The 22,084-nt window shown below is 36.6% G+C and carries 25 protein-coding genes; 16 read left to right on the top strand and 9 right to left on the bottom strand.

The features are described from left to right. The first annotated feature begins 102 nt into the window (after positions 1–102). The 6 genes from RCG22_RS08850 to RCG22_RS08825 all read left to right on the top strand — a co-directional run bounded on the left by RCG22_RS08850 (position 103) and on the right by RCG22_RS08825 (position 5,465). Positions 103–540, top strand: a complete 438-nt coding sequence (locus tag RCG22_RS08850) for a helix-turn-helix transcriptional regulator (RefSeq protein ID WP_098263178.1) — start codon at positions 103–105, stop codon at positions 538–540. Further along, entirely contained in the window at positions 521–1,120 is a 600-nt protein-coding gene (locus RCG22_RS08845; protein ID WP_308106550.1) for a hypothetical protein, read from the top strand. The genes RCG22_RS08850 and RCG22_RS08845 overlap by 20 nt, the downstream gene beginning before the upstream one ends. Positions 1,121–1,418: 298 nt before the next feature. After that, positions 1,419–2,615: a C40 family peptidase gene (locus RCG22_RS08840; RefSeq protein WP_308106549.1), complete on the top strand. Its 1,197-nt coding sequence runs from the start codon at positions 1,419–1,421 to the stop codon at positions 2,613–2,615. A gap of 256 nt (positions 2,616–2,871) precedes the next feature. Beyond that, a complete protein-coding gene (locus RCG22_RS08835) occupies positions 2,872–3,702 on the top strand; it encodes an undecaprenyl-diphosphate phosphatase (RefSeq protein WP_308106548.1) in 831 nt (276 codons plus the stop codon). A gap of 433 nt (positions 3,703–4,135) precedes the next feature. Beyond that, on the top strand, positions 4,136–4,831 hold the full coding sequence (locus tag RCG22_RS08830) for an ATP-binding protein (RefSeq protein ID WP_308106547.1): 696 nt from the start codon (positions 4,136–4,138) through the stop codon (positions 4,829–4,831). 181 nt (positions 4,832–5,012) lie between these two features. Next, complete coding sequence (locus RCG22_RS08825) at positions 5,013–5,465, top strand: CotY/CotZ family spore coat protein (RefSeq protein ID WP_308106546.1); 453 nt, start codon at positions 5,013–5,015, stop codon at positions 5,463–5,465. A 44-nt stretch (positions 5,466–5,509) separates the two neighbouring features. On the opposite strand, the gene RCG22_RS08820 is transcribed toward RCG22_RS08825, so the two are convergent. After that, complete coding sequence (locus RCG22_RS08820; RefSeq protein WP_308106545.1) at positions 5,510–6,328, bottom strand: glycerophosphodiester phosphodiesterase; 819 nt, start codon at positions 6,326–6,328, stop codon at positions 5,510–5,512. 250 nt (positions 6,329–6,578) lie between these two features. Between RCG22_RS08820 and RCG22_RS08815 the strand changes: the two genes are divergently transcribed. Beyond that, on the top strand, positions 6,579–6,674 hold the full coding sequence (locus RCG22_RS08815) for a YjcZ family sporulation protein (RefSeq protein ID WP_066252345.1): 96 nt from the start codon (positions 6,579–6,581) through the stop codon (positions 6,672–6,674). A 35-nt stretch (positions 6,675–6,709) separates the two neighbouring features. Next, positions 6,710–6,847 carry a YjcZ family sporulation protein gene (locus RCG22_RS08810; protein WP_098263168.1) on the top strand — a complete coding sequence of 46 codons (138 nt, stop codon included), beginning with the start codon at positions 6,710–6,712 and terminating at the stop codon, positions 6,845–6,847. Positions 6,848–6,873: 26 nt separating this feature from the next. On the opposite strand, the gene RCG22_RS08805 is transcribed toward RCG22_RS08810, so the two are convergent. The 3 genes from RCG22_RS08805 to RCG22_RS08795 form a co-directional block, all read right to left on the bottom strand. Beyond that, a complete protein-coding gene (locus RCG22_RS08805) occupies positions 6,874–7,296 on the bottom strand; it encodes a YkvA family protein (RefSeq protein WP_308106544.1) in 423 nt (140 codons plus the stop codon). Positions 7,297–7,415: 119 nt separating this feature from the next. Continuing rightward, positions 7,416–9,149: an AAA family ATPase gene (locus RCG22_RS08800; RefSeq protein ID WP_308106543.1), complete on the bottom strand. Its 1,734-nt coding sequence runs from the start codon at positions 9,147–9,149 to the stop codon at positions 7,416–7,418. A gap of 148 nt (positions 9,150–9,297) precedes the next feature. Next, a complete protein-coding gene (locus tag RCG22_RS08795; RefSeq protein ID WP_308106542.1) occupies positions 9,298–9,624 on the bottom strand; it encodes a hypothetical protein in 327 nt (108 codons plus the stop codon). Positions 9,625–9,733: 109 nt separating this feature from the next. On the opposite strand from RCG22_RS08795, the gene RCG22_RS08790 reads away from it, so the two are divergent. The 6 genes from RCG22_RS08790 to RCG22_RS08765 all read left to right on the top strand — a co-directional run bounded on the left by RCG22_RS08790 (position 9,734) and on the right by RCG22_RS08765 (position 16,778). Further along, positions 9,734–11,314, top strand: a complete 1,581-nt coding sequence (locus tag RCG22_RS08790; protein ID WP_308106541.1) for a peptide chain release factor 3 — start codon at positions 9,734–9,736, stop codon at positions 11,312–11,314. Positions 11,315–11,453: 139 nt separating this feature from the next. Continuing rightward, positions 11,454–12,551 carry an SDR family oxidoreductase gene (locus RCG22_RS08785; protein ID WP_308106540.1) on the top strand — a complete coding sequence of 366 codons (1,098 nt, stop codon included), beginning with the start codon at positions 11,454–11,456 and terminating at the stop codon, positions 12,549–12,551. 44 nt (positions 12,552–12,595) lie between these two features. Then, positions 12,596–14,107: an aldehyde dehydrogenase family protein gene (locus RCG22_RS08780; RefSeq protein WP_308106539.1), complete on the top strand. Its 1,512-nt coding sequence runs from the start codon at positions 12,596–12,598 to the stop codon at positions 14,105–14,107. 109 nt (positions 14,108–14,216) lie between these two features. Further along, complete coding sequence (locus tag RCG22_RS08775) at positions 14,217–14,681, top strand: hypothetical protein (protein WP_308106538.1); 465 nt, start codon at positions 14,217–14,219, stop codon at positions 14,679–14,681. Between the two features lie 193 nt (positions 14,682–14,874). After that, the gene (sigI, locus tag RCG22_RS08770) at positions 14,875–15,621 is read left to right on the top strand and encodes an RNA polymerase sigma factor SigI (protein ID WP_098263161.1); all 747 of its coding nucleotides are present in this window, start codon (positions 14,875–14,877) and stop codon (positions 15,619–15,621) included. Then, positions 15,618–16,778 carry an anti-sigma-I factor RsgI family protein gene (locus tag RCG22_RS08765; protein WP_308106537.1) on the top strand — a complete coding sequence of 387 codons (1,161 nt, stop codon included), beginning with the start codon at positions 15,618–15,620 and terminating at the stop codon, positions 16,776–16,778. The genes sigI and RCG22_RS08765 overlap by 4 nt, the downstream gene beginning before the upstream one ends. Positions 16,779–16,835: 57 nt before the next feature. Here RCG22_RS08765 and RCG22_RS08760 read toward each other — a convergent pair whose 3' ends face one another. The 5 genes from RCG22_RS08760 to RCG22_RS08740 form a co-directional block, all read right to left on the bottom strand. Then, positions 16,836–17,039 carry an alpha/beta-type small acid-soluble spore protein gene (locus tag RCG22_RS08760; RefSeq protein ID WP_066252362.1) on the bottom strand — a complete coding sequence of 68 codons (204 nt, stop codon included), beginning with the start codon at positions 17,037–17,039 and terminating at the stop codon, positions 16,836–16,838. Between the two features lie 153 nt (positions 17,040–17,192). Further along, complete coding sequence (locus RCG22_RS08755) at positions 17,193–18,518, bottom strand: (Fe-S)-binding protein (RefSeq protein ID WP_308106536.1); 1,326 nt, start codon at positions 18,516–18,518, stop codon at positions 17,193–17,195. Continuing rightward, the gene (glcD, locus tag RCG22_RS08750; protein ID WP_308106535.1) at positions 18,515–19,927 is read right to left on the bottom strand and encodes a glycolate oxidase subunit GlcD; all 1,413 of its coding nucleotides are present in this window, start codon (positions 19,925–19,927) and stop codon (positions 18,515–18,517) included. The genes RCG22_RS08755 and glcD overlap by 4 nt, the downstream gene beginning before the upstream one ends. A 122-nt stretch (positions 19,928–20,049) precedes the next feature. Beyond that, the gene (locus tag RCG22_RS08745; RefSeq protein ID WP_308106534.1) at positions 20,050–21,177 is read right to left on the bottom strand and encodes a CdaR family transcriptional regulator; all 1,128 of its coding nucleotides are present in this window, start codon (positions 21,175–21,177) and stop codon (positions 20,050–20,052) included. 111 nt (positions 21,178–21,288) lie between these two features. Continuing rightward, positions 21,289–21,642 carry a DUF3905 domain-containing protein gene (locus tag RCG22_RS08740; RefSeq protein WP_098263156.1) on the bottom strand — a complete coding sequence of 118 codons (354 nt, stop codon included), beginning with the start codon at positions 21,640–21,642 and terminating at the stop codon, positions 21,289–21,291. A gap of 134 nt (positions 21,643–21,776) precedes the next feature. Here RCG22_RS08740 and RCG22_RS08735 point away from each other — a divergent pair, with 134 nt between their 5' ends. Both RCG22_RS08735 and RCG22_RS08730 read left to right on the top strand, forming a co-directional pair. Further along, a complete protein-coding gene (locus RCG22_RS08735) occupies positions 21,777–21,938 on the top strand; it encodes a hypothetical protein (protein WP_166257651.1) in 162 nt (53 codons plus the stop codon). After that, a complete protein-coding gene (locus tag RCG22_RS08730) occupies positions 21,938–22,075 on the top strand; it encodes a hypothetical protein (protein WP_308106533.1) in 138 nt (45 codons plus the stop codon). Before RCG22_RS08735 ends, RCG22_RS08730 begins: the two co-directional genes overlap by 1 nt. Positions 22,076–22,084 lie beyond the last annotated feature (9 nt).

Raw genomic sequence — 22,084 nt, 5'->3', positions numbered from 1 at the left:
AATTGTAAACGCTGTTATATAACTTTTATTCATATTTATTTACTCGGTTGACAAAATATTACTTATAGGTGTAAAATACATATAGGGTGAGGTGATAAAGATATGGTGAATCAAGACAATCAAACAATTAATCCATCGAAAAATTTTGTGCTACCATTTATTTTATTGCTTCTTAGCAAGGTTTCACTTCATGGATACGAACTCAGCCAGAAGCTAGAGGCGTTTGGTTTTAAGACACTTGATCAAGGGAATTTATACAGATTATTAAGACAGCTTGAAAAGGAAGAGCTTCTATCTTCAGAATGGGATACGACTGGGAGTGGCCCTGCAAAAAGGAGATATTCAATAACTAAAGCTGGTATTACATACTTAAAAGGCTATGCCAATCAACTAGAATCCTACCAATCGTTATTGGATCAATTTTTCAAAATGTATTCAAGTTTCTTTGAGCTCTATATGCCTTCATTTCATAAGAAGGATCCAATAGAGAAAGTCAATAATAGTAAGAGGAGGAAAGACGATGGCACAGAAGAAAAGTGAAACGGTTCTATCTGCAGTAGAAACAATTAATCCATCAGCAGAGGAATCGGTAGCCGTAGGTTCATTTGTAAACACATTTTGGGATCAATTTGAGTTATCACGTGAACGTGCTGAACAGCTTCGGGAAAATAGGGAAGATGCATATATTAATGCATTAAGGGAAGTCATAAAGTTTAATAAGCAATTTAGGAAATCAGTTGGGAATTTGTATCAACAATCTAAAAAAACCAACAAGGAAATGGTTTCAGAACTGATGAATCAATTACCATTTGGTAAAGAGGAATCAAAGGAAGAAGAGGTTTCACCAATCGAACGAGAAGAGCTTAAGAACCAATTTGTTGAGGTTTCAGGTCAATTAGAGAAAATCGCGCTTACTCCAATTAAGTCGTTCGTTCATTTTGTTGATCAGATGGAAGATAATTTTGAAAAAAATGCAGAATCGGGTGTAGCTTTTGAGCGTAACCGTCGAAATGCGTGGCTTAAAGTAAGAAAGCATTATGTTAAATTAGCAAAAGATTCTCATTTGAATCTTGTTGAAAGAGGCAAGTCTGGCTTTAAAGAATTAATTAAAACTAATTAATTATTTTTATCAACTAAGGGGAAAATAGCAGTTTTGAAACTTAAACAGTGAACACATTATAAGGACCACCATCTCTTTTCACTAAAAAATAAGAGATGGTGGTCTTTTATTTTTGTACTTTTGTATGCAATTTCAAGTGAAAATTGAACACTTTGTTAAATGTCTTCCAATAAAAACCATTGAAATAGAAATTTAATTTTAATATTACTTTGTTGACAAATCTAGATGTTATACTATTAATTAAGAAAAGATTGGAAATATGCGGTGATTTGGATATTAAGAAGGCAGGGGAACTTAATTGAAAAAGAAGTTAATCGTACTAAGTACGACCATTATTATGGGGCTAGGAAGTGTATTCTCAATTTCAGCAGTGAATGCAAAAGCAGAGAACCTTAAAAAAATACACGATCAGCGTTCAGGTCTTCAAACGGACATCTCCAAAACATATCAGGAAATATTACAGATACAAAAAGAATATACAAAATTATCAGAACAAATCACTAGAGTTGAGTTGGCGATTAAAGATAATAATAAAATGATAGTTCAAACGGAAGAAAAAGTGAAGGAATCTCAGTTCGAAGTGAAGACCCTTCAACAGGATCTTACGACAATTCAAGAAAGAATCAATAAACGAAATGAATTATTAAAAAAACGTGCCTTATCCCTTCAAGTAAGTGGCAAGGTTAATTATATAGATGTAATCCTTGGAGCAACAGGTTTTAGTGACCTCGTGAGTCGACTTGGTGCCATTGCGACAATGGTGGAAGCAGACCAAGATCTTGTTACACAGCATATAGAGGACCAAAAGGAAATTGAAAAGAAACAATCTTCTGTAGTAAAAAAGCTAAATGATTTGCAAAATGTGAAAACAGAGCTTGTTGGAATGCAAGCCCAAATTTTAGAACAAAAAGAGCAAAATGATACACTAAAAGAAGAACTAAAATTAAAAGAGCAAGAAAAACTTACTATAATGGCAGATTTACAAATTAAAGATGGTACGCTTGCATCGAAAGAGGCACAAATAAATGGTAATACATACAAGGATAGTACTAATGAAACTAATAAGATTAATGTTTTAATACCTACTACCACAAATGAAACAACTAATATTGTTATCCACGCAGGTGATAAGTATATTGGGAATTCTGTTTATGTTTTTGGCGGGGGAAGAAATTCTTATGATGTTGAACATGGCAGATTTGATTGTTCTGGCTTTGTTGCCTGGGCCTTTAAACAGGCAGGAATTAATGTTGGAGCACATACAGATATTTTAAAAAATACTGGAAAAAGAGTATCAATTAGTGAAGCACAACCTGGTGATCTAGTATTCTTTGATACTTATAAGATTGATGGGCATGTTGGAATTTATCTTGGTGGAGGTAAATTCATTGGTTCACAAAGCTCAACAGGGATTGCGATTGCGGATCTAACGAGCGGTTTCTATAAAAAGAAATTTAATGGACGTGTAATGAGAATTATCAGCGACACACCATAAAAAATAAGCGATGCTGTCGATGCATCGCTTATTTTTTATGGTGTGCTGCTTATTAATTGCTGTAGATATGTTTTCATTTGAAGCATTTTTGACGTTTGGAAAAAGTAAATGAAACTATTATCTGTTCTTTTCGTTATATATAATATAAATGCCAATAAAAAGATATTGCTATAAAGTTAGTTTATCAGTAGAATAATTAGGTTATAATTCATCATGATTTACGATACTGACGCAATAGTTAGGAGAAACCCACAACATGGAAGTACTTATGATTATTAAAGCTATTTTGCTTGGATTAGTAGAAGGATTAACAGAATTTGCACCAGTTTCTTCAACGGGTCACATGATTATTGTTGATGATATGTGGCTGCGATCTGAAACGTTTTTGACACAACAAGGAGCTAATACGTTTAAAATCGTGATCCAGCTTGGTTCGATTCTTGCGGTTGTCGTTACATTTAAAGATCGATTTATTGATCTATTGGGGCTAGGTCGTATCAACAGGCTAACAGGTTCGGGACAAGGACGTCTTAAATTAACCCAGGTTTTAGTTGGATTAATCCCTGCGGGTGTATTAGGTGTCCTTTTTGATGACTATATTGACGAACACTTATTTTCAACATCAACGGTTTTGATAGGATTGGTCATTGGTGCTCTTTTAATGATTATTGCAGATATTATTGGTCCAAAACAGCCGAAAACGCAAACGGTTGATCAAATTTCCTACCGACAAGCCCTGGCTGTTGGTCTATTTCAATGTTTCTCCCTTTGGCCTGGTTTCTCTCGGTCAGGTTCAACCATCTCGGGAGGGGTATTGATGGGGATGAGCCACAAAGCAGCAGCCGATTTTACTTTTATTATGGCCGTGCCAATTATGGCAGGTGCAAGTTTTCTGTCCTTATTAAAGAATTGGGAATATATGACGATGGATGCCTTACCAATCTTCATTGCAGGATTTATCAGTGCCTTTGTTTTTGCTTTACTGTCTATTCGCTTTTTCTTAAAGCTTATTAATAAAATAAAACTTTTGCCGTTTGCCATTTATCGAATTGTATTAGCGCTCATTCTGTATATTGTATTCTTTTAAATTAGACAGCTTACTAAACGTGAGCTGTATTTTTTTATAAAAAAATTAAATTTTGTCTAAAATGTGACAAAACTAACGGTATATTTCTTAGGAATGGGATAAACTTGATTTAATAAGGAAGGGAGGGTAAAATTTGCTAATTATTCCGACTTATTTAGGTTTATGGCTTCTGCAAATTTTATGTTTTTTAATTCCAATGGTTTTATGCCGATCCTATTTTCGCAAGACGTTCCATTATAAAAAATTCAAAAGGATAAGTTTAATTGTATTGAATGGACTATCAATCATTATCTTCCTTTCTTTCCCAATTTTAATTTCTGATAGCACTCAATTAGCATTTCGGATTATATCGATGATAGTTGTATTTATTTTAAACTATATAACCCTTTCACTTGTTATTTATCTTCTGAATTACTTTATAGAAATGAATGTGATGAGCAAAAAAGTGATCCAGTTTGAAAAAAATCATACGATTAATCATTTGCTTATCAATAATTCACAGCAAATGTTACCGCCATTAAAATCGGCAACTTGTTATTTGGATTTACTTGCAAAAGAGCCGTTAACAAAACAACAGTCATTTAATCTAATCCAAGCAAAAAATGAATTAAAACAAGTGGAATATGGTTTAGATCATTATCATCCCTATTTAAATGAAAAGTGGAATGAACAAAGGGAAATGAGTTTTATGAAAGAATTGCAAGACGTTGTTCATTTAATGAAATCCTATGCTCAAATGTATCAAGTGGAGCTTTTATTCACATCTACAGTTAAGGAGGATGTTTCCATAATGGGTGATCCCGAGATGTTACGGTTTGCCCTATTGAATATTATTAAAAATGGGGTAGAGGCCTGTTCGCCAAAAGGTTGTGTCAATATCTCACTTCATGAAATGATTAAAGATGTTTTTATTGTAATCGAGGATAATGGAAATGGTATACCGAAGCATGTTATCAGACAAATAGGAAAACCGCTAACCTCTGGTAAATTGAACGGGTCAGGATTGGGACTAGCATCCACTTATAAAATAACAGAATCTATGGGTGGCCGAGTGGAGGTTGCATCACATTTAAATAAAGGGACGATATTTAGCCTTTATTTCCCGAAATGGGTATCTATAGAAGGGTAATAGCTAAACTGGTAGTGAAGAAAAGGATTTCTTTGCTGCCAGTTTTTTGTTTATTTACTTATAAAAAAATAATTAGGTAGGAACCTATTTAGAAATAATTAGTCACTTACCTGTTTTTCATAAGAAAGCAGCCTATACCATAATCACTAAATAGAATAATTTAAAATAGGGGATTGCTTAAATGGGAACGAAGGGAGGGAAAGACATGGAAAAAGGACGGTGTGAAAAGCACTGTTTATGTAATGAAATGGAAGAGTTGCTTGAAGAGCAACAAAGATTATCTTTAGAAGATTTTCGATTTGTTTGCGATAAAATTGGATATGATACCATTCCATTTGTCCTCTCTAATGATAAATGTGCATTTGAAGTATTCGGGCGAACGAAGAGTGGTATATTTTTTACTACTCAAGTATTTAGATTAGAAAGCCTTGATACAAGGAATTGCTGTGCGAAGCTTTCGATGCTTATACCTGTTGATATAGATGGTATTCCGATTGATCTCTGTGACGAAGTGTTTTCATTAGTAAGAACAAATAACTGTATATTAGTTGATCTATCCTGTTTTTGCAGTATTCAACCTTTATCCCCCAAATTGGTTAATCGGGAACTGCCCATCGTTGAACCAAAATGTTAATAAAAAGAGGAGGTTAGGGTCTGATCAGGAAGTAAAAATAGACCCTAATCGAGTTCTTCACACAAATCTGGAAAGTCAGTGATAATTCCTTCGACATGTAGTTTTTTTAACGTCATTACTTCATTCTTTTTTTTAACGGTCCAAATAATCGTTTTTAATCCATGTTGATGAATCCTTTTAATAAGTCTTTTATTAACCATCGTTATTTTGGGATTTACATAAGAAACATAGCTAGTAAATGATCTTAAGTCCTTGTTCGTAATCATTTTTACTCCCGCATTCTTTACTAATACTCCAATCGGAATGGAGGGAAGCAGTTCATGAAAACGTTTAAGTGAATCTCGGTCAAAGGATTGAACAATCATTTGATTATCCCCAGTTGTTAATTTCCTTTTGATTAGTTCCTCGGCAGTCTTTTCCACAATTTGCGGATATAGTGATGGTTTTTTTAATTCAAGTAAAATTCCAACTTTCCCTGCAAACTCATCAAGAAACTCAGAGAGGGAAGGGATTTTCTCCCCGGCAAATTTAAAATCGAACCAACTTCCTGCATCAAGGTTTTGAATTTCCTTTAAGGTGTAATCCTTTACCTTCCCCTTTCCATTCGTTGTCCTGTTGACAGTGGTATCATGAATCACGACCAATTCCCCATCTTTTGTCATTTGGACGTCAATTTCAAGATAATCTACACCTAAGTCTATGGCTTTGTTAAAAGAAGCAAATGTATTTTCTGGGCAGTATCCTGCTGCACCTCTATGACCAATTTTTAACGGACTATGTTTCTCTCCTTTTAAACTTAAACGTGTAATCACTCGAAAAGTTACCATGAATATCAAAAACAAAAGGGTTACGATATTCCTCAAGTTAGGGACTCCTATCTACATTTGGATGTGAACATGTTATGAAAAACAGTAGCAATTGTCAATCAAATGCCAAGAATTTAATAAAAATGAATTCAACTAGAACGTATTTTTCTATTTTAATACTTAATTTTAGTGGAAAAGAATGGGCTTCTTCTTTTTTCCAAAACTGGGTAATTTGGATATGTGTCTATCGCACATTTTTATCTGTGTGAATAGGATATATGGAAATCAGAAAAAGGAGGTAATGTAAATGTCTGGTGCAGTTGGTGGCTACGGCGGCGGATTTGCCCTACTAGTCGTTTTATTTATTTTGTTAATCATTATTGGGGCTTCATGGTGCTACTAAGCTTTTCAAGTTAAGATAAAAAGGAGGTCATGAAAATGTTTGGATACGGTGGATTTGGTGGCTGTGGATATGGATACGGATATGGCGGCGGCTGCGGTTACGGTGGCGGCTTCGCTTTAATCGTAGTATTATTTATTCTCTTGATTATTGTAGGTGCAGCCTGTTTTAGATAATAACATTAAATTGAGAACCCGCTTGGTTAATCAAGCGGGTTCTCTTGTGCAAAATTATTGGCTCGTTTCCATTTACTAAATGCATCAAGCTCGCTGGAAATTTTCTTTACGGTAAAGCCAATCAAAGCAGCGTCATCTAAAATGCCAAGCCCAATTATGAAATCAGGTACCAAATCAAGTGGTGAAACAAAATAAAGCAAAGTTCCAACAACGGTAAGGATGGTACTTGGAGAGACATTTTTATATTCGCCCTTTGTATAAGCCTTAACAAGATCAAAAAATAATTGCAGTTTTTCCCATACTTCTTCTAAATTTTGTTTTTTATTATTCGCCATTTTTATTGCTCTATTTAATAAGCCCTGTGTTTTTTGCTGATCGCCAATGTAATCTTTAGCTTTGTCACTATATTTATGCTGCTCTTTTTCAAAAATCATATGACTGCCTAACATTATACCCACTTCCTTTTTGTGAACTACAATTAGTGTTCCACCAAATTAAAAAACCATGAAATAATAAATCGCAAATAAAAATAAAACCAGGCGCTAGAACCTGGTTTTCTATTACTATATTAAACAATCTTTTCACTTAAATTAGTCTTCTTTCCCCAAACAATCTCTTCGATTTCGGAGCCTTCAAGTGTTTCTTTTTTTAATAATGCTTCAACTAAATGTTGGTATTGATCATGATAGCTTTTCATGAGATTTTCTGCTTTTTCTAACGCTTTTCCAAATAGATCTTTCATTTTTTCTTCTTTATCCTGTTTATTGAAAGTCAAGCTGAAACCTTCCTCAAGCATTCCGGAATCCACCATCTGCTCAATCATTTGTTTTGCTTGTCCAACATCGCCGCTTACACCGATGCTATGTTCACCCAGATGCATTCTTTCGGCAACTCCGCCTGCTAAGACCATTGCCACACGCTCTAGTAAATCACTGGTTGTCGAAAGCTGCATTTCCTTTGGAATGGGTGCAACATACCCCAATGCCTCTCCGCGAGGGATTATTGTAGCTTTCCTTACAGAACCTGGCTTTGTTAAAGAGGCTACAATGGCATGTCCTGCTTCATGGATGGCAACTCTTCGCTTTGTTTCAAGGTCTTGCAATGAACGGGAAGTACTCCCCAAAATGGTTCTATCAAGGGCGTAGTCAAGATCTTGCTTCTTAATCATATCCTGTCCGTTCCGAACAGCTCTTCTACTGGCCGTTTCAAAAAGGGATTGAAGTTCTGCACCGGAAAAACCAGAGGTGCTTTCTGCCAATGCATCTAATTGTGGAAGTACATCGGATGCAAAGGATTTCCCTTTCGCATGAATAGTAATAATTTCTCTTCTTCCCTTTGTATCGGGAAGCGGTACCTGGAAGGAGAAGTCAATCCTTCCAGGTCGAAGAAAAGCTTCATCGAGCAAATCTTTTCTATTGGTTGCAGCAATAAATAGAATTCCATCATTAGAATGTCCGCCATCCAACTGTACAAGTAACTCAGTTAATGTTTTTTCTGCTTCCTCGCCGCCATGGGCCTTTCTTTTAGCAGCAAGAGCATCCACTTCATCGATGAAAATAACAGCGGGGCTTTGTTTTCTTGCTGTTTTGAACAAGGAACGGACCCGGCTTGCCCCTACACCAATAAACATTTCATTAAAAGCTGATCCACTGGCTGTGAAAAATGAAGCATTTAGTTCACGAGCAATTGCTTGAGCAAGCAAGGTTTTGCCAGTTCCGGGAGGCCCGTACAGCAAAATTCCTTTTGGTGGTTTAATCCCCAACTTTATTGCTCGTTCCGGTTCTTTTAGGGTTGTGAGGGTTTGTAAGATTTCTTCCTTCATTTCGTCCCCGAGGCCACCTACATCTTTTAAACTAATTTGTGGAAGTGGTCGAGCATTTGCCACACTATTTTTCATTGAATTATTTAGACCAAAGCCGCCTTTTGTTTTTTGAAGTGCAAGGGCAGCTCCAACAAGCAAGAGAATAACGCCGCCCAAAATCCACTTCCCATAGCGACTGCTTGTTGAATACGAATAATCAATATTATATTTACCAACTAGCCTGTCAATCATTTGGCTCTCTGGAGGGACATGAGACACGTATTCTGATTCTCCAATTTTAATATAGAGTTTACCGTTCGCCTGTTCATCTAATAGGACTGTTTTTCCATTTTGCTCCTGAATTGTTTTTTCAACAGAGGAAAATGGAATAGATATTTCATTATTTGTTGTTTGAACGATCCAGATAATGCCTGCAATTACTAATATGAACGCTGCAATGTGCGGAATAAATTTAGATACTTTTCTTATACTTTGATTCAATGCATTCATCTCCTTCAACAGAGTCATACTCTATTATAAAGGGATTTCCAGAAAAATGGATGTGGGAATTAGTGGGAAACTCAAATGCCTTCATCAAAAAAAATACACCAGCGCGGTTAGGGAAAAATGCTGGTGTGGGCTAGAAGGGCTATGATAATAAACGAAGATGTGGAATGATTGGCAGTAATACACTTTGAGCAATTGCGCCGATACTCGCACCGATACATGATTCTTTATTCCATCTAAAAACATGAACTTTTTCATCTTTTCCTTCATACAAAAATAATAATTGTGCGTCTTCTTCTGCAATGCCAATTTTATTAAAAGGAATCTTATTCTCATTGAGAACAATTTCAAATGCTTTATGCAAAAAATTTAAAGTCTGCTGATCAATTTTAGTAATCTCCAAGACATGTACCTCCGTTGTGGTTATGTATTTACGGTACTTATTTTCCTCATTACCGCTTTCTTTCATTATATTCTTTATGCCCATGTGTTTAAAGAAATATTGCAAAGTTTCCGTTTGAGAGATAAGATTGAAGTTATGGACAAAAATATTTATTGTCAAAAGAGAGGAAAACGAAATGGGTAACAATTTTAAAGAAGATGTATTGTCACGCCGGACATTTGCGATTATTTCCCATCCGGATGCCGGAAAAACCACGCTGACTGAAAAATTACTATTATTCGGCGGTGCCATTCGTGATGCAGGTACTGTTAAGGCGAAGAAAACGGGAAAGTTTGCAACAAGTGACTGGATGGAAATAGAAAAACAGCGGGGTATTTCCGTAACCTCCAGTGTAATGCAATTTGACTATGATGGATTTCGAGTGAATATTTTGGATACTCCTGGGCACCAGGATTTCAGTGAAGATACGTACCGCACCTTAATGGCTGTTGATAGTGCTGTGATGATTGTCGATGCTGCAAAAGGGATCGAGGCGCAAACACTCAAGCTTTTTAAAGTATGCCGAATGCGCGGTATTCCGATTTTTACATTTATGAATAAACTCGATCGCCAAGGCAAGCCGCCGCTTGAACTTTTGGCTGAATTAGAAGAGGTTCTCGGCATTGAATCCTATCCAATGAACTGGCCAATCGGTATGGGAAAAGAATTCCTTGGTATTTATGATCGATTTAACAATCGGGTGGAACAGTTCCGTGTCGAGGATAGTGAACGATTTATTCCACTCAATGAAGATGGAGAAATTGCTGGGGAACATCCCTTAAAAACGTCAGGACTGTATGATCAAACACTTGATGAAATTATGCTGCTTAATGAGGCTGGAAATGAATTTTCAGCTGAAAAGATAGCCGCAGGTAACCTAACACCTGTATTCTTTGGGAGTGCCTTAACTGCCTTTGGTGTTCAGACCTTTCTTGAGTCCTACTTGGAATTTGCTCCGGCGCCAAAGGCACGTAATTCATCCGTTGGGAAAATTGATCCGTTAGGGGAACAATTTTCTGGCTTTGTCTTTAAAATTCAGGCCAATATGAATCCTGCACACCGAGACAGAATTGCATTTGTGCGTGTCTGTTCCGGGAAATTTGAGCGTGGTATGACAGTGAATATTCCTCGCTTAAATAAACAAATAAAGCTTTCCCAATCGACATCCTTTATGGCTGAAGAACGAAGCACAGTGGATGAGGCGGTCAGTGGTGATATTATTGGTTTGTATGACACCGGCACTTATCAAATAGGAGATACTTTAACATCTGGGAAGGATGACTTTCAATATGAAAGGCTGCCGCAGTTTACACCAGAATTGTATGTTAGAGTTTCAGCCAAAAACGTAATGAAGCAAAAATCCTTTTATAAAGGAATTCAGCAACTCGTCCAAGAAGGTGCAATCCAGCTTTATAAAACCATTAAAACCGATGACTATTTATTAGGTGCAGTTGGTCAATTGCAGTTTGAGGTTTTTGAGCATCGAATGAGAAATGAGTATAATGCTGAAGTATTAATGGAACGAATGGGCTCTAAAATAGCACGCTGGGTAGAAGGTGAAACGGTGGATGAAAATTTATCTAGTTCCCGGTCACTTCTAGTCAAAGACCGTTTTGACCAATATGTATTTTTGTTTGAAAACGACTTTGCGCTCAGATGGTTCCAGGAGAAAAATCCAACGGTCAAACTCTATAATCCAATGGATCAGGAAGCATAGAAAGAAGACGGGATTGAAACCCGTCTTCTTTTAAAATAACATTAAACAGAAAATTCAGGCTAATTACCCATGGACGAATCTTTTCATGGGACTTTACAATGGTTACAATCGTCTAGTTATAGACTAAGGAGGAGATACGTTGGAAAAAGGGTATTTTTTTACTGGTTTTCCCGGTTTTATTTGTAACCAATTGATTCGTGAAGTCCTAAAAAGAAATCACTTCAATGGAACTGTTTATGTTCTTGTCCTGCCTGAAATGGTGGAGAAGGCAAATAAAGAACGAACGGCTATTATTTCAGAATATAGGTTAGAGGTGTCTTCCTTCAAAATTATTATTGGGGATATCACTAAACCATACCTTGCGATTACACCAGAGGAAAATCAGGAATTACAGCAAAAAGTTACACATGTTTACCATCTAGCCGCGATCTATGATTTAGCTGTTCCTAGAGAAATTGCTTATAAAGTCAATGTTAAAGGTACAGAAAACGTAAATGAGTGGGTGAAAAAGTTACCAAACATAGAAAGATATATTTATTTTAGTACAGCGTATGTTGTTGGAAATAGAGAAGGGACTCTATATGAAACGGAACTCATCGCTCCGGAGAGTTTTAAAAATCACTATGAAGAAACAAAATATAAAGCAGAAGTTTTAGTGGATAAACTAAAAGATGAGGTACCTATTACCATTATCCGTCCTGGGATTGTCAAAGGTCACTCCCATACAGGTGAAACCATTAAATTTGATGGGCCGTATTTTATTATGAACTTTTTAGATCGATTAAAATTTCTCCCGCTTATACCCCGACTTGGAAAAGGTGAAGCCTATGTAAACCTTGTTCCAATTGACTATATTATTCAAGCAACTACTTATCTGAGCCATTTAGACAAAGCTGCTGGAAAGACCTATCATCTAACAGACCCCCACCCCTACCGTGCTTCTGAAATATATGAAATAATGATGAAAGAATTACTGAACAAACAGCCAAAAGGAATGATTCCGCTAACCCTAGGTAAATGGTTCTTATCCATTAAACCGATGAGAAAATATCTTAGGGTGGAGAAAGAAGCTTTAGATTATTTTACTTGGAAAGGGCACTATGATTGCAAACAGACCGTATCTGATTTAGAGGGTTCAGGGATAACCTGTCCTGACTTTAAAGATGGGATTAAGCCTATGACAGCTTTTTACATCAAACAAAAGGATAACCCAACCTATCAAATAAACATTTTATAATAAAGGGGTGACGACTTATTGTTGCAATTCAAGAAAAACTAACGGTGATAGCTCCCGCAACAGGAAAACAAATCGGGGAAATTGCGGAAACACCGATCAGTAAAGTTGACAGCTTTTATGAAAGGGGAAAAGGGGCTTTTCAACAGTGGAGTAATCTGACTTTTTCAGACCGAGCGAGCTATCTTTTGAAGCTTAAAGAGATTATTGTTGAACAGATGGAGGAAATAGGGAAAATTATCGCGGAGGACAGTGGTAAAGTAGTCACGGAAGCACTGGTTGCTGATATTATGCCAACCCTTGACGCTATTGATCATATTGTTAGGCATGGCAAAAAACATCTTCGTCGCCAGAAAGTAAAAACACCCCTATTATTGATTGGTAAAAAATCGTTTATTGAATATATGCCAAGAGGTGTTGTGTTAATTATTTCACCCTGGAATTATCCAATGCAACTGGCGATGGTCCCCATGCTCAGTGCTTTGGCGGCAGGAAATACGGTGATTCTAAAACCATCGGAAGTAACTCCCCTAGTCGGAAAATGTATTGAGGAGCTATTTGAGAAAGCAGGCTTACCAGAGGGGGTCGTGCAAGTAGCCCATGGCGGAAAAGAGGTAGGGGCAGCATTTACAAATGGAAAACCGGATTATATCTTTTTTACAGGGTCCGTTAGAACCGGAAAAATTATTCAGCAGGTTGCTGCAGAGAACCTAATTCCGACAACGCTTGAGCTTGGCGGGAAGGACCCGATGATTGTGTTTGCTGACGCTCATTTAGAAAGAGCCGCAAAAGGAGCGGCATGGGCTGCATTTACCAACAGCGGTCAGGTATGTATGAGTGCAGAACGGCTATATGTTGAAAAAACAATCTTTCCACAGTTCCTTGCCTTATTAAAAAAAGAAATCAAGAATCTTAAACAGGGAAATGATCAAAATTCAGATGTTGGTTCGATGACGTTCCCGGCACAATTACAAATCGTTAAAGACCAGCTTGAAGATGCTCTAAGTAAAGGCGCACGACTAGAAACAGGGCTCCCACCTGAGAGGTGGGCAAACGGAATGTATTTACCATTAACTGTCGTAACAAATGTAAATCATCAAATGAAAATTATTCAGGAAGAATCTTTTGGGCCGCTTCTTCCTGTCTTGCCTTTTGATAATGAAGAGGAAGCGATAGGTCTCGCAAACGATACAGTTTACGGATTAAATGCCAGCGTATGGACAAATGATAAAGAAAAAGCAAGAAGGGTAGCCTCAAAGCTTATATCTGGTGCAGTTGTTATTAATGACGCAATTATTAGTATTGCAAATCATGGTCTTCCTTTTGGAGGTGCTAAACAAAGTGGAATTGGAAGATACCATGGGGATGCAGGCTTAAGAATTTTTTGCCACGAAAAAGCAATTGTTGAGGATAACGGTCGAAAAAAAAGTGAAATACATTGGTATCCCTATTCTGACAAATTTCCGTTATTTCTACAACTTTTTAAGAGTTATTTCCAGAAAAATCGAGATTGGGTTGGGTTTGTAAAAAACTACTTACGCATCTTAAAAAAGAATTAAGTTGTTGGGAAAAATATTTATTTTTCGATATTTTTAGGCATAGACTGGATAAGCTAAGATGAGGTGTTTTTTTAGCTTACCAAAAATATGCCTGAGAAGCGGGATTATAATGAAAAAAATGAGCAAACTCGAAGCCGTTTTATGGAATATTGCTTTTCCTGGTTTTAGTCAATTACTATTGGGTCAGTATATCAAGGGGATATTGTTTGTTACCTTAGAGGTAACAATAAATGTTTATAGTCGTTTTAACACAGCGATTATGTACAGCTTTCTAGGTGAAATTGAGCAGGCAGAAGCGGTTATTAACTATCAATGGCTTATGTTTTATCCATGTGTCTACATGTTTTCTATGTGGGATGGTTACCGTTCTGTCATGCCGGATAATGAAAAATATTCGTTTTTACCATTTGTCTTTTGTGCCTACTTTGTTACGGTGGGGTTAATGGTATCTCCTAAAGTGACGATTTTTCATATACATCCCGGTCCTATATTTTTACCGATGTTATTTTTAATTCCCGGTTTACTTATTGGTTTTTTGATTCAATCGATCTTGTTTTTAAAGGACAAAAATTAATATTTTTAATATAAAAGCTTCAAATCAGGTTATTCTGATTTGAAGCTTTTATATTGGGAAAAAATTTTTTATAAGAACCCCCACAAACTGATTAAGAAGAAACGTAACTATGTAGAGAAAAAAGCATTCGCCAAAACTCATGGACTCAATTACGACACTCGTATGTTATAATTGGTCGAATAGAGGTGAGCGAATGCTAAGTTTATTGTTTATGGCCAAAAAGAAAAAGCGAACTTTGGAAGAAACCGTACTCTTAATTCAACAAGGTGATCAATATCTACTGGATGAAATAATCCGTGCATATAAGCCATTTATTGCAAAAACAGTGTCTTCTGTATGTAGACGATATATTTATGAATCCGATGATGAATTTAGCATTGGTCTCATCGCATTTAACGAGGCGATAGAGAAATATTCAACGGAGCGCGGCAGCTCTCTATTGAGTTTTTCCGAAGTCATAATCAAACGAAGAGTTATTGACTATATTCGTAAACAGTCCAAAAATCAACATTTAAGTTTTGACTTAACTGATGAAAAGAACGACGAAGAATCAGCAGGATCAATCATCGTTAACGAGCTCTCATTAGATGAGTACAATAAAAAAAATGATGAGCAATTGAGAAAAGATGAGATTCTTCACTTTCAAAAACTATTAACTTCCTTTGATTTAAATTTTAGTGACTTGGTTGAGAATTCACCAAAGCACTTCGATGCCCGAAAAAGTGCAATTTTAACAGCTAAAATGTTAGTGGATAATCAGGAGCTGAAAGAAATGTTATTTACTAACAAACGTCTTCCAATTAAGCAATTAGAAACCATGGTAGATGTCAGCAGAAAGACAATTGAACGAAACAGAAAATACATTATTGCAATTGCACTTATTTTAGCTAGTGATTATGTCTACATGAAAGATTATATAAAGGGGGTGCTTGAAACATGAAAAAGGGAATTGTTATGGAAATTGATGATGCATGCCTTACGCTTTTAACCCCTGAAGGTGAATTTTTGCATGCAAGGAGACAAAATCAGCCATATCTAATTGGTGAAGAGATACACTTTTTTCCAATGGAAAGTGTTAAAACTAATAAATATAATACAGTAATAAATATTCTTAAATTAAAACCAGTTTGGGCTTTAATGGCTGCATTATTGATCTTCCTTGGTTCGTTTTTTCCAATGTATCAAAATAATAAGGCATATGCATATATGTCTATTGATGTAAATCCAAGCATTGAGCTAGGTATAAATAAGAAAATGCAGGTTGTAGAGATAACTGGTTATAACAAGGAAGGAAAACAAATTATTTCTCAATTGAATAAATGGAGGAATAAGGATGTTTCAAAATTAGCTCAATCTATTTTAGCTGAAATGAAAGAGGAAGGCTTCTTTAAGACACAGGAACACGTTATTATTTCCACAGTACGGACGAAAGAATCTGATGATAGGATTGAAAAAAAGCTTCTAGAGAACATTGAAGAAATTAAAGCGTCAGTAAATAAAGAAAAGCTAGAGCTTACAGTGTTAAAAGCATCTGAAAGTGAAATGAATAAAGCTCATAAACTTGGAATAACGACTGGAAAATACCAGGAAAATAAAATCCAGGGAAATTTAATTAAAAAGGCGAAGACTAAAGCTGTAGAGGAAAAAACGGAGCATAGAGCCGTACTAAAGAATCCAGCAGGCAAAATTCCTCCGGGGCAATTCAAAAAGCAATCAGACCATAAAGCCATTCAAAACAAAGGGATTTCTGAAAATAAAAGGATAACCGAAAAAATTAGGTTGAATGGAAAATTAAAGTCACAAGGACAACCAAAAAAGGTTGAAGCGGCTGAACTTAAAAAGAAACTACCACAGCACCAAAAACAAAATAATCAAAGGGAAAAACCTTCTGAGAATAAAAAAACCACAAGAAACGAAAATCATAAAGAGAAAGTCAATCTAAAGGGGAACAGCAAAAAAGTCGGGGACCCTAAAACTAAAGACAAGAAAAAAGACATGCAAAAAGATAAGCAACAAGACAAGCAAAAAGACAAGGTTAATGTAAGAGACAAAAATATGGAGTATAGTCCCCAAAAACCTCATAGAAAATATAATTAATCAAAAAGAATAAATAAAGTCCGGATTTAATCCGGACTTTTCTCCATTTTTATTTAGTTATTTTTGTGAGGATTGTCCAGAAAGTTGTGCTTGTGCTTGTTGTACAAGGCGTTTTGTAATTTCGCCGCCTACAGATCCGTTTGCTCTTGAAACTGTATCAGACCCTAAATTAACGCCGAATTCTTGGGCGATTTCGTATTTTACCTGATCCAAATATTGTTCAATTCCAGGCACTAACAACTTGTTACTGCTATTGGCCATTTTATTCAACTCCTTATTTTAGGTACAGAGAATTTGTTCCCTGTATAAGTATTATGAATTTATTTTAGTGATTTATAAGTGGTAATGTTTTTCGGTATTGGATATTAATTATTTCATACATAATAAAAAAAGAGCCCTTCGGCTCCTTTTTCCTTACTTTTTCACTGCTTCTAATAACAGGTCAACAATGTGAATGCCTCTCATTTTCTTTGAGAGTCCTTCTTTTTCTATCCCAACCTTCATTTGCAATAAGCAGCCGGGATTAGCTGTGACAATAGTTGCTGCTTGTGTGTCTTTTGCTTGTACCATTTTGTAATCAAGCATTTTCATCGACATTTCTGACTCGATAATATTATATATCCCTGCTGAACCACAGCAGCGGTCGGCATCTTTCATTTCCACATACTCTGCTCCCTTAATAGACTGAAGCAATAGTCTAGGGGCAGAAGCTGTTTTCATCACGTTACGTAAGTGGCATGAATCCTGATAAGTTATGATCTGTGAAGAAAGCTCGAGCTTTACCCTCTTATGGAAATTAACAGAAACTAAAATTTCTGAGACATCTTGAATTTTTTCTGTAAATTTCTTGGCTCGTTCACTCCAAACAGGATCATCCTTTAGAATGTGATCATAACCAAGTAAAAAGGCGCCACATCCGCCTGCATTTGTAATAATAAAATCAACATTTAAGTCTTCAAAGGCCTGGATGTTTCTTTTTGCCAGCTCCTTAGAACCACCTTTTTCACCATAATGACCATGCAGGGCACCACAGCATGTTTGGTCCTCTGGAATGACAATTTCACAACCAGCCAGTTGAAGTAACTTAATGGTTGCATCATTTGTTTTCATAAACATTGAATCCATTAAGCAGCCGCTAAAAAAAGCAACACGATGTGTTTGTTTTCCAATAGGCTCTACATGTACTGGCCTATTTTTCATTTCCTTCATAGTTGCTACTTCTGGCAGGACTTTTTCCATTAATGCTAAATGCTCAGGCAAAATACCTAAAAATCCGATTTTTCGTGCAATAGATTGTAATCCTGACCGTTGGTAAAATCCAATAAGCCCTGTAACATTTTTCATACGATTTGGATGTGGAAACAATCCCTCAAATACAGTTTTTCGCACAATACGAGTCGGCAATGAGTATTTCTTATTTTGACTGACAATATCACGTGCTTCTTCAAGCATATGGCCATACTTTACTCCAGATGGGCAAACTGTTTCACATGCCACGCAGCCTAGACATAAGTTAAGCGATCGCTCAAAATCTTCATCTGGTTCAATTAGTCCATCAACAACTCCCTTCATTAAGGCGATTCTTCCTCGAGGTGAGTGAGATTCTTTGTAGCCTGATTCAATATAGGTTGGGCATGCAGGTAAACAAAATCCACAACGCATGCAATTTAATAGGTCATCTTCATTCATTCTCTCTTTAAACTGTTCTTGGATGATTTCCTTCTCTTTCACTGTTGTCATTTTGTAACCACCACGCGCTTCCTGTCCTCTTTTGCAAAGACTTTACCAGGGTTCATAATATTATTAGGATCCAATGCCTGTTTGATTGCCTTCATTACAGCAATGCCTTCTTTGCCAAGCTTTAATTCTAGGTAGGGGGCTTTCATCACACCGACACCGTGCTCACCAGTAATAGTTCCACCTAACTCGACTGCTTTTTCAAAGATTTCAGCAAATGCCATCTCCACACGTTCCATTTCCTCATGATTTCTTGAATCAGTTGGGCAGGTTGGATGGAGATTTCCGTCACCAGCATGGCCAAAGGTACAGATTTGCAATTTATATTTATCAGCTATTTCATTGATGGCTCTTACCATTTTCGCTAGTTCAGATCTCGGGACAGTAGCATCTTCAAGTACAGTGGTTGGCTTAAGCCGTGCCAGAGCTGAAAGAGCGGTTCGTCTTGCAGCCGCTAAGGCAAGTGCTTCTTCATCAGTAGAGGCAACTTGGACGGAGACCGCACCTTCTTCCTTACAAACCTCGATGATTTTTTCAATATCACGGTCGACTACTTCAGGTGAGCCATCTTGTTCAATTAATAGGACAGCCTTTGCGTCCGTAGGTAGGCCGATTTTTGAATAGTCTTCAACTACCCTAATCGTAGGCTGGTCAAGAAATTCGAGGGTGATAGGAATAATTTTATTAGCAATAATCTTGGAAACGGTTTTGGCCGCGGCCTCCAGGTCCTGATATAAGGCAAGCATCGTCTTTTTTGTTTCTGGCATAGGAATTAGTTTTAAGATAGCTTCAGTGATAATACCAAGTGTCCCTTCTGAGCCAACCATTAAACGTGTGAGATCATAACCAGCCACATCTTTTGCCAGTTTCCCTCCTGTTTTGATGATATCACCATTTGGCATGACAACCTCAAGACCGATTACATAGTCACGGGTGACACCATATTTAAGTCCACGCAATCCGCCGGCGTTTTCATTAATAGTTCCACCAATTGTGGCAATTTTCATTGAACCTGGATCAGGTGGATAGAAAAGTCCTCTTGCGGAGGCGGCATTCGCCACGTCAACTAAAATGACCCCTGGCTGGACAGTAATGGTTAAATTTTCCTCATCAAGATCAAGGATTTTGTTCATATATTTGAAAAGAATGACAACTCCACCTTCAGTCGGGCAGGTTCCTCCACATAAATTTGTTCCCGAACCCCGTGGAACAATGGGCACTTTATATTGATTACATACCTTAACAATTTCAGAGACTTCCTTTGTATTTCTTGGACTGACAACGGCATCCGGCATGGATTGCAAATTTGGTGTTGAATCATAGGAATAAACCAGTCTTTCAGTTTTGGCATCATCAAAATTTTCCTTCGAAACAATAGCTACTAACTTTTCCTTCACAACTTTGGAAAGCATTCTGTTTCCCCCATTCATTGGTTACGCTTACAAGTTTCTTCACACTGTTTTTAAATTTTTTACCTAATTAAAGTATAAAAAAAACAGGCATCAGCCTGCTATGGATAAACATCTAAAAAAAGTCACTTATAATTTATTATTTTTGTTTGTTCATCTAAAAATAGAATCCCTAGGTAGAGGATCACTAGATCATGAATATTATTTGATTTTAATTGTGTTAATTCCTCAACTTTTTTTAAGCGGTAATGAAGGGTGTTAATATGTATATGTAATTGATTAGACGTATTTTTTAATGAATGGTTTTGCTTAAATAATTCCTTTAAAGTTTCAAGGAGTTCTTTTTCCTTCAGAAGGGGTCCAATTGTTCTCATTACAAAATCAGCTTTTGTTTTTGGGTTGATGTCTTCGGAAATCATTTCAAGGGTTAGATCTTCATCAAAGGTGATCGTGTTATTTAATTTGGCAATTTTCAATGATTTTTCTGCTTGGCGATAAGAATTGCTAATTTCTTTTGATTCGAAAGCCTGCCCAACTCCAGCCGCCGCTTGTATCCCAAAGTTAGTTGTTAAGAACTGAAAAAATTGCTTTAGGCGCTTTTCAATACTAGCTCGACTTCGACCATTTGAGCAATTTATCAGTAAAACGATCCTTTCATTGCCTGACCTGGCAACCACTTCTTTTGTATTTTGCTGAAACCGATTAAAGATGGAAGACCAACTATCTCTAGAGAGAGGGGAGGTTAATTCTAAAAATTCAATAAGGACCACAACTCTCTTAACTTCAATATCGATAGATAAAAGCTTAGCATTACTTAAAAAAGAGTCTGTCCACTCTTTCGCTTGAACCCAATCCATGACGAAGGATTCTACCGCTCGCGTGTGCCAATCAAACTGCTCGGCATAATAATTTTCACTAATAAGGAGTTCGGTCATTTTCCGGATTACTTCTCCAAATGGAGTGACTTTATTTGGTTCACCGGTGATTCCAATAACTCCAATCACATCATGTTGAAAGAAGATTGGTAAATTAATTCCTGCTTTCACACCCATTAATTTTAATTGATCTTCATCAGTAATCGTTAGCTTTCGCTTTTTTTGAGCGGAGACCAATGCTCCTTCATGAAAAGTTCCGACTCTTTTGATGTCTGTACTTGCAATGATATACCCGTCAATGTTAACAACAATAATATCTTCTCCGATTAACTTTCTTACTTCTTTAACGACCTTTTCTGCTAACTCAGGTAATAGCAACGTTTGCACCTCCGAAAAATCCTTATCTTTATTATATCAATGTTTGTTTAGAGGTGTATTAAAAAACTCCGGAGTGGATACCCCGGAGTGTGTACAAAATTTTAATATCCATCAATCGCTACCTTTACTAACATCTTTTGTAGGATGCATAAAAGGGTAGGCCTGCGGTTTCTTTTTCATTTCTAATAACTCACGATTTTCGGATGTGTTCCAGCCGATATCATTTGTAGGGTGAACCCAATCATCTCCAGCCATGATTGAAGGGTCTGTATCCTTTGTCCAGGTTTCTAATGGGGAATTAGGAGAGGAATAAATACTATCACCAATAATAACACCATGTTTATTCACAAAAGGAGGCTCCATCTTAATTCCAGTACCTTCAAAGCTGGGCGAATTTATTTGATGTGGCATCGTTTCATTCATGCTAACCTGATCTGTCAACTGAGTATTTTTCGATTTTTTCATTTCACATCACTCCTGTTTTTTCTTATTTTCCTCGAGTCCTGCAATTTTATTAATGAAAAATAAGGAAAGGAATGATTACTCTATATTTGTTTAAAACTATGGTAGTAAGATAAATTTTTAAGGGAGGATTTTCAATGGCTAAGCGTAAAGCGGAGTTTGATGCAGTAGAAAAATATACAAAAACACCCCATAAAAATGTTCAGGAGAGTGAATTTTCAGCGGAATTCACAGATAATAATAATGCAATAAGGTTTCAGAACCGAAATTCTAAATTAGGGAAAAAGGGAAGAAGCTGATGAAAAACCGCCGTAAAACCCCACCACGTATTCCTACTGAAGAATTCAGCGTTGAATTTGGCGATGTTAACGGCACAAAATTGTATGATACTCTACAGGTGTCACAGAAAGAGAAGAAAAATAATAAAAAGAAATAAGCCGGCTAT

The sequence above is a fragment of the Neobacillus nitrireducens genome (genome assembly GCF_030915405.1).
GTDB lineage: Bacteria > Bacillota > Bacilli > Bacillales > Cytobacillaceae > Neobacillus.
This window is presented reverse-complemented; position numbering and strand designations above follow the sequence as displayed.